An 11,214-nucleotide genomic window follows, 5' to 3' on the forward strand; every position below is an offset into this window, starting at 1 on the left:
GTAAGGGCGCACCAAGGGGACGATACGTAACTGGTCTGAGAGCATGATCAGTCACACTGGAACTGAGACACGGTCCAGACTCCTACGGGAGGCAGCAGTGGGGAATATTGGACAATGGGCGAAAGCCTGATCCAGCCATGCCGCGTGTGTGAAGAAGGTCTTCGGATTGTAAAGCACTTTAAGTTGGGAGGAAGGGCAGTAAGTTAATACCTTGCTGTTTTGACGTTACCGACAGAATAAGCACCGGCTAACTCTGTGCCAGCAGCCGCGGTAATACAGAGGGTGCAAGCGTTAATCGGAATTACTGGGCGTAAAGCGCGCGTAGGTGGTTCGTTAAGTTGGATGTGAAAGCCCCGGGCTCAACCTGGGAACTGCATCCAAAACTGGCGAGCTAGAGTACGGTAGAGGGTGGTGGAATTTCCTGTGTAGCGGTGAAATGCGTAGATATAGGAAGGAACACCAGTGGCGAAGGCGACCACCTGGACTGATACTGACACTGAGGTGCGAAAGCGTGGGGAGCAAACAGGATTAGATACCCTGGTAGTCCACGCCGTAAACGATGTCAACTAGCCGTTGGAATCCTTGAGATTTTAGTGGCGCAGCTAACGCATTAAGTTGACCGCCTGGGGAGTACGGCCGCAAGGTTAAAACTCAAATGAATTGACGGGGGCCCGCACAAGCGGTGGAGCATGTGGTTTAATTCGAAGCAACGCGAAGAACCTTACCAGGCCTTGACATGCAGAGAACTTTCCAGAGATGGATTGGTGCCTTCGGGAACTCTGACACAGGTGCTGCATGGCTGTCGTCAGCTCGTGTCGTGAGATGTTGGGTTAAGTCCCGTAACGAGCGCAACCCTTGTCCTTAGTTACCAGCACGTTATGGTGGGCACTCTAAGGAGACTGCCGGTGACAAACCGGAGGAAGGTGGGGATGACGTCAAGTCATCATGGCCCTTACGGCCTGGGCTACACACGTGCTACAATGGTCGGTACAGAGGGTTGCCAAGCCGCGAGGTGGAGCTAATCTCACAAAACCGATCGTAGTCCGGATCGCAGTCTGCAACTCGACTGCGTGAAGTCGGAATCGCTAGTAATCGCGAATCAGAATGTCGCGGTGAATACGTTCCCGGGCCTTGTACACACCGCCCGTCACACCATGGGAGTGGGTTGCACCAGAAGTAGCTAGTCTAACCTTCGGGAGGACGGTTACCACGGTGTGATTCATGACTGGGGTGAAGTCGTAACAAGGTAGCCGTAGGGGAACCTGCGGCTGGATCACCTCCTTAATCGACGACATCAGCCTGCTGATGAGCTCCCACACGAATTGCTTGATTCATTGTAAAAGACGATGCTGTAACGCGACCCTGTTATAGGTCTGTAGCTCAGTTGGTTAGAGCGCACCCCTGATAAGGGTGAGGTCGGCAGTTCAAATCTGCCCAGACCTACCATTACATGGTTCAGCCGTAGAATACGGGGCCATAGCTCAGCTGGGAGAGCGCCTGCCTTGCACGCAGGAGGTCAGCGGTTCGATCCCGCTTGGCTCCACCACTTCCGCAGTACACAGTAACTTGTCAGAACTTAGAAATGAACATTCAGATCGAATGTTGATTTCTGACTTTTGTCAGATCGTTCTTTAAAAATTCGGATATGTGATAGATATAGACTGATGACCAGTTTCACTGCTGGTTAATCAGGCTAAGGTAAAATTTGTGAGTTCTGCTCGAAAGAGCAACATGCGAATTTTCGGCGAATGTCGTCTTCACAGTATAACCAGATTGCTTGGGGTTATATGGTCAAGTGAAGAAGCGCATACGGTGGATGCCTTGGCAGTCAGAGGCGATGAAAGACGTGGTAGCCTGCGATAAGCTTTGGGGAGTCGGCAAACAGACTGTGATCCAGAGATCTCTGAATGGGGGAACCCACTCAGCATAAGCTGAGTATCTTGTACTGAATACATAGGTGCAAGAGGCGAACCAGGGGAACTGAAACATCTAAGTACCCTGAGGAAAAGAAATCAACCGAGATTCCCTTAGTAGTGGCGAGCGAACGGGGACCAGCCCTTAAGTTGATTTGAGATTAGTGGAACGCTCTGGAAAGTGCGGCCATAGTGGGTGATAGCCCCGTACACGAAAATCTCTTGTCAATGAAATCGAGTAGGACGGAGCACGAGAAACTTTGTCTGAATATGGGGGGACCATCCTCCAAGGCTAAATACTACTGACTGACCGATAGTGAACCAGTACCGTGAGGGAAAGGCGAAAAGAACCCCGGAGAGGGGAGTGAAATAGAACCTGAAACCGTATGCGTACAAGCAGTGGGAGCCTACTTTGTTAGGTGACTGCGTACCTTTTGTATAATGGGTCAGCGACTTATATTCAGTGGCGAGCTTAACCGAATAGGGGAGGCGTAGCGAAAGCGAGTCTTAATAGGGCGTTTAGTCGCTGGGTATAGACCCGAAACCGGGCGATCTATCCATGGGCAGGTTGAAGGTTAGGTAACACTGACTGGAGGACCGAACCGACTACCGTTGAAAAGTTAGCGGATGACCTGTGGATCGGAGTGAAAGGCTAATCAAGCTCGGAGATAGCTGGTTCTCCTCGAAAGCTATTTAGGTAGCGCCTCATGTATCACTCCAGGGGGTAGAGCACTGTTTCGGCTAGGGGGTCATCCCGACTTACCAAACCGATGCAAACTCCGAATACCTGGAAGTGCCGAGCATGGGAGACACACGGCGGGTGCTAACGTCCGTCGTGAAAAGGGAAACAACCCAGACCGTCAGCTAAGGTCCCAAAGTCATGGTTAAGTGGGAAACGATGTGGGAAGGCTTAGACAGCTAGGAGGTTGGCTTAGAAGCAGCCACCCTTTAAAGAAAGCGTAATAGCTCACTAGTCGAGTCGGCCTGCGCGGAAGATGTAACGGGGCTCAAACCATGCACCGAAGCTACGGGTGTCATCTTTGATGACGCGGTAGAGGAGCGTTCTGTAAGCCTGTGAAGGTGAGTTGAGAAGCTTGCTGGAGGTATCAGAAGTGCGAATGCTGACATGAGTAACGACAATGCGAGTGAAAAACTCGCACGCCGAAAGACCAAGGTTTCCTGCGCAACGTTAATCGACGCAGGGTTAGTCGGTCCCTAAGGCGAGGCTGAAAAGCGTAGTCGATGGAAAACAGGTTAATATTCCTGTACTTCCAGTTATTGCGATGGAGGGACGGAGAAGGTTAGGCCAGCCTGGCGTTGGTTGTCCAGGTTTAAGGTGGTAGGCTGAAATCTTAGGCAAATCCGGGATTTCAAGGCCGAGAGCTGATGACGAGTTGCCTTTAGGCGACGAAGTGGTTGATACCATGCTTCCAAGAAAAGCTCCTAAGCTTCAGATAACTGGGAACCGTACCCCAAACCGACACAGGTGGTTAGGTAGAGAATACCAAGGCGCTTGAGAGAACTCGGGTGAAGGAACTAGGCAAAATGGCACCGTAACTTCGGGAGAAGGTGCGCCGGCGAGGGTGAAGGACTTGCTCCGTAAGCCCATGCCGGTCGAAGATACCAGGCCGCTGCGACTGTTTATTAAAAACACAGCACTCTGCAAACACGAAAGTGGACGTATAGGGTGTGACGCCTGCCCGGTGCCGGAAGGTTAATTGATGGGGTTAGCGCAAGCGAAGCTCTTGATCGAAGCCCCGGTAAACGGCGGCCGTAACTATAACGGTCCTAAGGTAGCGAAATTCCTTGTCGGGTAAGTTCCGACCTGCACGAATGGCGTAACGATGGCGGCGCTGTCTCCACCCGAGACTCAGTGAAATTGAAATCGCTGTGAAGATGCAGTGTATCCGCGGCTAGACGGAAAGACCCCGTGAACCTTTACTATAGCTTTGCACTGGACTTTGAATTTGCTTGTGTAGGATAGGTGGGAGGCTTTGAAGTGGGGACGCCAGTTCTCATGGAGCCATCCTTGAAATACCACCCTGGCAACTTTGAGGTTCTAACTCAGGTCCGTTATCCGGATCGAGGACAGTGTATGGTGGGTAGTTTGACTGGGGCGGTCTCCTCCCAAAGAGTAACGGAGGAGTACGAAGGTGCGCTCAGACCGGTCGGAAATCGGTCGTAGAGTATAAAGGCAAAAGCGCGCTTGACTGCGAGACAAACACGTCGAGCAGGTACGAAAGTAGGTCTTAGTGATCCGGTGGTTCTGTATGGAAGGGCCATCGCTCAACGGATAAAAGGTACTCCGGGGATAACAGGCTGATACCGCCCAAGAGTTCATATCGACGGCGGTGTTTGGCACCTCGATGTCGGCTCATCACATCCTGGGGCTGAAGCCGGTCCCAAGGGTATGGCTGTTCGCCATTTAAAGTGGTACGCGAGCTGGGTTTAGAACGTCGTGAGACAGTTCGGTCCCTATCTGCCGTGGACGTTTGAGATTTGAGAGGGGCTGCTCCTAGTACGAGAGGACCGGAGTGGACGAACCTCTGGTGTTCCGGTTGTCACGCCAGTGGCATTGCCGGGTAGCTATGTTCGGAAGAGATAACCGCTGAAAGCATCTAAGCGGGAAACTTGCCTCAAGATGAGATCTCACTGGGATCTTGAATCCCCTAAAGGGCCGTCGAAGACTACGACGTTGATAGGTTGGGTGTGTAAGCGCTGTGAGGCGTTGAGCTAACCAATACTAATTGCCCGTGAGGCTTGACCATATAACACCCAAGCAATTTGCTGACGCAGATTGCGGTGGTGAAGACGAAAGAACCGAAAGTTCGCAACATCACAAATATCGCATATCCGAATTCGCTGGGCTGTCCATCTGGACATTCTGGCAACAGAATTTCTTGACGACCATAGAGCATTGGAACCACCTGATCCCATCCCGAACTCAGCAGTGAAACGATGCATCGCCGATGGTAGTGTGGGGTTTCCCCATGTGAGAGTAGGTCATCGTCAAGATTCATTTCGCAAAACCCCTATCTGCGCATGCAGGTAGGGGTTTTGTCTTTCTGGCGCAAAAACTCCCAGGCATACGCGGCCCCTGTAGGAGCGGCCTTGTGTCGCGATCGGGCGCGCAGCGGCCGCCAAACCTGTATCCCGGATCTCACAGGTAAACCGCGTCGCCCGGATGGCGGCCGCTGCGCGCCCGATCGCGACACAAGGCCGCTCCTACAAAGATCGCGCAGGCCCGCTGTTATGTCGCCTCCCACAATTCGAGCCAGAACACTAGAATAGGCCCACGCACCTATTCAGAAGCGCTATATGCCCAATCCTGTCGAACCTGAAACCTTGGCCCAGTTGCCGCTGGACGAGCTTGTCGCCTGCCATGAATGCGACTTGCTGTTGCGCAAACCCGTGCTCCAGCATGACGAGAAGGCCCAATGCCCACGCTGCGGCTACGAGCTCTACGCCCATCGGCACAACGTGGTCAACCGCAGCCTGGCGCTGGTACTCACTGCCTTGCTGCTGTTTGTGCCTGCCAATTTCCTGCCGATCATGCAGCTGCACCTGCTTGGCCAGACATCGGACGATACTGTCTGGAGCGGCGTGCTGGGCCTGTACAACTCGGGAATGCGCGGCGTGGCCGTGGTAGTGTTCCTGTGCAGCATGGCCATCCCTTTGGCAAAACTGCTCTGTCAGCTGCTGGTTCTCTTGAGCATCCGCCTGAACGTGGGGCGTAGTTTCGGCCTGCTGTTCTATCGCATCTATCACCACTTGCGTGACTGGGGCATGCTCGAGGTCTATTTCATGGGCGTGCTGGTGGCCATCGTCAAGCTGGTGGACCTGGCCGAACTGACCGTGGGGCTGGGGCTGTTCTGCTTTATCAGCCTGTTGTTGATCCAGGTGTGGCTCGAGGTGGTGATGTCACCGCACCAGATCTGGAGTGCACTATCAGGGGAGGACCTGCATGCGGGCGATTGATGCAGGCATTCTCGTCTGCAATGAATGTCACGAGCTGAACAGGCAACAGCCAGACAGCACTTCACAAACCTGTACACGCTGCGGCGCGATCGTGCATGCCCGTCGGCCGAACAGCATCGCACGCACCTGGGCGCTGCTGATTGCTGCGTCGATCCTGTACATCCCGGCCAACATGCTACCGATCATGACCGTGAGTACCTTGGGCCAAGGCAGCCCCGACACGATCATGTCGGGCGTCATCACCTTGCTCAAGCATGGCATGGTGCCCATTGCTGCCGTGGTGTTCATTGCCAGTATCCTGGTGCCCACGTTCAAGCTGGTGGGCATTGGCTTGCTGTTGTACTCCGTTCAGCGTCGGCAGCCACTTTCGGCGCGGCAACGGATATTGATGTACCGCTTCATCGAATTCATTGGACGCTGGTCCATGCTCGATATCTTCGTTATCGCCATCCTGGTGGCGGTGGTGAATTTCGGCCGAATAGCCAGTGTCGAAGCCAACCTGGGCGCTGTCGCCTTTGCAACTGTGGTGATCCTGACAATGCTTGCCGCTTTAACTTTCGATCCCCGACTGATTTGGGATAACACGGAGTCGGATGACGACCATGAGTGACCTGCCAACGGCTAAAACCCGCCCAGCCTCGAACTGGTCGGCCATCTGGATCCTGCCTTTGATCGCCTTGATGATCGGTGGCTGGCTTGCGTGGCAGGCTTACCGCGATGCCGGTGTGGAAATTGAAGTCCGCTTCGAATCGGGCGAGGGGATCGTCGCCAACAAGACCGAGGTGATCTACAAGGGCATGCCGGTGGGCAAGGTCAAAAGCCTGGTGCTCGACGCCAAGGGTGAGAACCAGGGTGTAATCGCCACCATCGAGATGAACAAGGCTGCCGAGCCTCATCTGACCAAGGGCACGCGTTTCTGGCTGGTGAAACCGAGTGTCAGCCTGGCGGGTATTTCCGGCCTGGAAACACTGGTATCAGGCAACTATATCGCCGTCAGCCCGGGGGAGGGGGAGCGCACCAAACGTTTTACTGCCTTGAAGGTGGCGCCGCCACTGTCGGACACCGAGCCGGGCCTGCACCTTACCCTGAAGGCCGAGCGGCTGGGGTCGCTCAACCGTGACAGCCCGGTGTTCTACAAACAGATCCAGGTTGGCCGGGTTAAAAGCTACCGCCTGTCCGAGGACCAGAGCACCGTCGAGATCAAAGTCTTCATTGAGCCGGCCTATGCCAGCCTGGTGCGCAAGCATACGCGTTTCTGGAATGCCAGCGGCGTCAGCATCGATGCTTCGCTCTCGGGCGTGAAAGTGCGGAGCGAATCGCTGTCGAGCATTGTTGCCGGTGGCATTGCCTTCGCCACACCGGAACACCGCAAGGACAGCCCACCCACCGACTCGAACCTGCCGTTTCGTCTGTATGAGGACTTCGATGCGGCCCAGGCCGGTATCCGGGTAAAGGTGAAATTGAGCGATTACGAAGGCCTGCAGGCGGGCCGTACACCGGTCATGTACAAGGGCATCCAGGTGGGCTCGCTGAAATCCCTGACAATGGCAGACAACCTGGCCAGTGCATCGGCCGAGCTTACGCTGGACCCGTTGGCCGAGGACTATCTGGTCGAGGGCACGCAGTTCTGGGTGGTCAAGCCATCGATTTCCCTGGCAGGTATCACCGGCCTGGAGGCGCTGGTAAAGGGTAACTACATCGCCATTCGCCCCGGTGACAAGGGGGCGCGGCCCGAGCGTGAGTTCGAAGCCCGCGCCAAGGCGCCGCCGCTCGACCTCAAGGCACCAGGCTTGCACATGGTGTTGTTCGCCGACACCCTGGGTTCGCTGGAAGTCGGTAGCCCGGTCATGTACCGCCAGGTGAAGGTGGGTAGCGTGCAGAGCTACCAGTTCGCCCGCAACAGCAACCGCATCCTGATCGGTGTGCATATCGAGAAGGAATACGAAAAGCTGGTCAATGGTTCGTCGCGCTTCTGGAATGTCAGCGGTATCACCCTGACGGGCGGCTTGTCGGGCATCAAGATCAAGAGTGAATCACTGCAAACCCTGATGGCTGGTGGTATTGCGTTCGACACGCCACGGCCCGATGTGCCGCTCAAGCGCCACATCCCGCGCTTCCGCCTGCATGACAGCCAGGAAGCGGTCAATCGCGCGGGTACGTTGATCACCATTCGCGTGGACCGTGCCGATGGCCTCAAGCCGGGTACGGCGATTCGCTTCCGCGGCCTGGATGTGGGCAGCATCGAGAGCGTCGACCTGACCGATGACCTGCAGGCGGTGCTGCTGCGGGCGCGCATTACCGAAGCGGCGGACCGTATCGCCCGCGTTGGTACGCAGTTCTGGGTGGTCAAGCCAGCCTTTGGCCTGGTGCGCACGCAGAACCTCGACACGCTGGTGGGTGGGCAATATCTGGAGGTGCAGCCGGCTGCCAAGGACCGTGGCCCGCAGCGCGATTTCATCGCCTTGGCCGACGCCCCGCAGGTGGCTGGGCCGGAGGTTGGCCTGCCTTTGACACTAAGCGCCCCGCGCCGTGGCTCGATCAAGCCGGGCGTGCCGGTAACCTACCGTGAGGTTGCAGTGGGCAAGGTGACGGGCTTCGAGTTGGGCCAGAGCGCTGACCGTGTACTGATCCACATCCTGATCGAGCCGCGCTATGCGGCCCTGGTGCGCAGCGGCAGCCGCTTCTGGAACAGCAGTGGCTTCGGTTTCGACTGGGGGCTGTTCAAGGGGGCTACAGTGCGTACCGAGTCGGTGGAGACCATGATCGACGGCGGTATCGCCTTTGCCACGCCGGATGGCGAGCAGATGGGCAACCCGGCACGGCCGCAGCAGACCTTTGCCTTGTTCGACAAGGCTGAGGATGAATGGCTGCAGTGGGCGCCGAAGATTCAGATTGCCAAGTAACACGGGGTAAACACGGCCCTGTTGTAGGAGCGGCCTTGTGTCGCGATCGGGCTGCGCAGCAGCCCCTCGGTTTCAGCGTCGATACTGATATTGCTGGGGCTGCTGCGCAGCCCGATCGCGACACAAGGCCGCTCCTACAAAAGCGGATCGGCGATGTTGCATGGGTTGCGGCGATGTTGCACAAATCGCAGGCAACAAAAAGCCGACCCTAGGGTCGGCTTTTCGACTAGCGCGTCGCTTAGGCAGCTGCAGCTTCTTTCAGCGCCTTGATGTGGCCATTCAGACGGCCTTTGTGACGAGCAGCCTTGTTCTTGTGGATGATGCCCTTGTCGGCCATACGGTCGATTACAGGCACAGCCAGAACGTAAGCGGCTTGCGCTTTTTCGGCGTCTTTTGCGTCGATGGCCTTGACTACATTCTTGATGTAGGTGCGGACCATGGAACGCAGGCTGGCGTTGTGGCTGCGACGCTTCTCAGCCTGTTTTGCACGTTTCTTGGCGGAAGGTGTGTTGGCCACCGTCGAGCTCCTCGAAAGACTTTAGGTAAATAGCAAACAAAATAGGCCGCGAATCATGCCGATCAGTCGAACGGATGTCAAGGCCACCTGCAAGGTTCCGCCGAGCGGTGCGCCAACAAGAGGGAAATATTCCTTTCTGCTGCGCGACCTGTAAACTCGGGAATTTTTGGCTCCCCTGCGAAGGCGCGGGAGTATCGCACATTCGGACGCTGTCTGGCAGCGTCCTCTGCCCTTGGCGTGAATCTTTTCGATGAACCTGCTCAAATCCCTGGCTGCGGTAAGCTCGATCACCATGATTTCGCGGGTGCTGGGCTTTGTCCGCGACACCATCCTGGCGCGTGTTTTTGGCGCCGGCATCGCCACCGATGCCTTCTTCATTGCCTTCAAACTGCCCAACCTGCTGCGGCGCATCTTCGCCGAGGGCGCGTTTTCCCAGGCCTTCGTGCCGATTCTGGCTGAATACAAGACCCAGCAAGGCGAGGAGGCGACCCGCACCTTCGTCGCCTATGTCAGCGGCCTGCTGACCCTGGTTCTGGCGCTGGTGACAGCCATCGGCATCCTGGCGGCGCCGTGGGTGGTGTGGGCGACTGCGCCAGGCTTTGTCGACAGTGCCGAAAAATACGAGCTGACCACTGCCCTGTTGCGGGTGACTTTTCCTTATATATTGCTGATCTCGCTGTCCTCCCTGGCCGGTGCGATCCTCAATACCTGGAACCGTTTCTCGGTGCCGGCCTTTACCCCGACCCTGCTGAACGTGGCGATGATCGCCTTCGCGGTGCTGCTCACGCCGTATTTCGACCCGCCGATCATGGCCCTGGCGTGGGGCGTGCTGGCCGGTGGCCTGGCGCAGTTGCTGTACCAGCTGCCAGCGCTGAAGAAGATCGGCATGCTCGTGCTGCCGCGCCTGAACCTGCGTGACGCCGGTGTGTGGCGGGTGCTCAAGCAGATGCTGCCAGCGATCCTCGGGGTGTCGGTGAGCCAGATCTCGCTGATCATCAACACCATTTTCGCCTCCTTCCTGGTAGCCGGCTCGGTGTCGTGGATGTACTACGCCGACCGCCTCATGGAGCTGCCTTCCGGCGTACTGGGCGTGGCCCTGGGCACCATACTGTTGCCGACCCTGGCCAAGACCTACGCCAACAAGGACCGCGAGGAGTACTCGCGGATCCTCGACTGGGGCCTGCGCCTGTGCTTCCTGCTGGTGCTGCCCTGCACCCTGGCCCTGGCCATCCTCGCCGAGCCACTGACCGTGGCGCTGTTCCAGTACGGCAAGTTCACCGCCACCGATGCGGCCATGACCCAGCGGGCGCTGATTGCCTATTCCGTAGGCTTGCTGGCGATCATCCTGGTCAAGGTACTGGCACCCGGCTTCTATGCGCAGCAGAATATCCGTACACCGGTGAAGATCGCGGTATTCACGCTGGTCTGCACCCAACTGTTCAACCTGGCCCTGATCGGCCCGCTCGCGCATGCCGGCCTGGCCCTGGCGATCAGCCTGGGGGCCTGCCTGAACGCCGGCCTGCTGTTCTGGAAGCTGCGCAGCCAGCAGCTGTTCCAGCCGCAGCCAGGCTGGGGGATGTTCCTGTTCAAGCTGGTGTTGGCGGTGGGGCTGATGTCGGCGGTTTTGCTGGCCGGCATGCATTATCTGCCGGCCTGGGAGCAGGGCAACATGCTCGAGCGCCTGGTGCGTTTGGGGGCTCTGGTTCTGGCCGGCGTCGTGACCTATTTCGGCTGCCTGTACCTGTGCGGCTTCCGGCCTCGGCATTTCGCCCGCAAGGCCTTGCACTGAGGCTTCGGGCGGGTCAGGCGTCGGTTTTTCGCATTCCACGCCGCCCTTGGGCGCTGCTGCCTGTCACCGGCGCCCGGGTGTGGTTATAATCGGCCACTTTATGAGCAAGAAGCG

Annotated in this window: 5 protein-coding genes, 2 tRNA genes and 3 rRNA genes; 9 read left to right on the forward strand and 1 reads right to left on the reverse strand. The window is 57.1% G+C overall.

Annotated elements, in window-relative coordinates:
• The 8 genes from JV551A3_RS04650 to JV551A3_RS04685 all read left to right on the forward strand — a co-directional run.
• Nucleotides 1-1,284 (forward strand): 16S ribosomal RNA (locus JV551A3_RS04650); the annotation flags it as partial.
• Nucleotides 1,285-1,369: 85 nt separating this feature from the next.
• Nucleotides 1,370-1,446: transfer RNA gene (locus JV551A3_RS04655), tRNA-Ile, on the forward strand.
• 24 nt (nucleotides 1,447-1,470) lie between these two features.
• Nucleotides 1,471-1,546: transfer RNA gene (locus JV551A3_RS04660), tRNA-Ala, on the forward strand.
• 243 nt (nucleotides 1,547-1,789) lie between these two features.
• Nucleotides 1,790-4,681, forward strand: a 23S ribosomal RNA gene (locus JV551A3_RS04665).
• Nucleotides 4,682-4,812: 131 nt separating this feature from the next.
• Nucleotides 4,813-4,928: ribosomal RNA gene (rrf, locus tag JV551A3_RS04670) — 5S ribosomal RNA — on the forward strand.
• A gap of 303 nt (nucleotides 4,929-5,231) precedes the next feature.
• Nucleotides 5,232-5,891 (forward strand): paraquat-inducible protein A, encoded by a 660-nt coding sequence (locus tag JV551A3_RS04675; protein WP_133978384.1) that lies wholly within the window; start codon nucleotides 5,232-5,234, stop codon nucleotides 5,889-5,891.
• A complete protein-coding gene (locus JV551A3_RS04680; RefSeq protein ID WP_015268842.1) occupies nucleotides 5,878-6,501 on the forward strand; it encodes a paraquat-inducible protein A in 624 nt (207 codons plus the stop codon). The genes JV551A3_RS04675 and JV551A3_RS04680 overlap by 14 nt, the downstream gene beginning before the upstream one ends.
• Nucleotides 6,494-8,794 (forward strand): PqiB family protein, encoded by a 2,301-nt coding sequence (locus JV551A3_RS04685; RefSeq protein WP_133970173.1) that lies wholly within the window; start codon nucleotides 6,494-6,496, stop codon nucleotides 8,792-8,794. The genes JV551A3_RS04680 and JV551A3_RS04685 overlap by 8 nt, the downstream gene beginning before the upstream one ends.
• A 238-nt stretch (nucleotides 8,795-9,032) precedes the next feature.
• On the opposite strand, the gene rpsT is transcribed toward JV551A3_RS04685, so the two are convergent.
• On the reverse strand, nucleotides 9,033-9,311 hold the full coding sequence (gene rpsT / locus JV551A3_RS04690) for a 30S ribosomal protein S20 (RefSeq protein WP_003247625.1): 279 nt from the start codon (nucleotides 9,309-9,311) through the stop codon (nucleotides 9,033-9,035).
• 250 nt (nucleotides 9,312-9,561) lie between these two features.
• Here rpsT and murJ point away from each other — a divergent pair, with 250 nt between their 5' ends.
• Nucleotides 9,562-11,100: a murein biosynthesis integral membrane protein MurJ gene (gene murJ / locus JV551A3_RS04695; protein ID WP_133970174.1), complete on the forward strand. Its 1,539-nt coding sequence runs from the start codon at nucleotides 9,562-9,564 to the stop codon at nucleotides 11,098-11,100.
• Nucleotides 11,101-11,214 lie beyond the last annotated feature (114 nt).

Source organism: Pseudomonas inefficax, from assembly GCF_900277125.1.
Classification (GTDB): domain Bacteria; phylum Pseudomonadota; class Gammaproteobacteria; order Pseudomonadales; family Pseudomonadaceae; genus Aquipseudomonas; species Aquipseudomonas inefficax.

Coding starts and splice junctions, on each gene's coding strand:
- JV551A3_RS04675 (WP_133978384.1), top strand. CDS start 5,232: ATGCCCAATCCTGTCGAACCTGAAACCTTGGCCCAGTTGCCGCTGGAC.
- JV551A3_RS04680 (WP_015268842.1), top strand. CDS start 5,878: ATGCGGGCGATTGATGCAGGCATTCTCGTCTGCAATGAATGTCACGAG.
- JV551A3_RS04685 (WP_133970173.1), top strand. CDS start 6,494: ATGAGTGACCTGCCAACGGCTAAAACCCGCCCAGCCTCGAACTGGTCG.
- murJ (WP_133970174.1), top strand. CDS start 9,562: ATGAACCTGCTCAAATCCCTGGCTGCGGTAAGCTCGATCACCATGATT.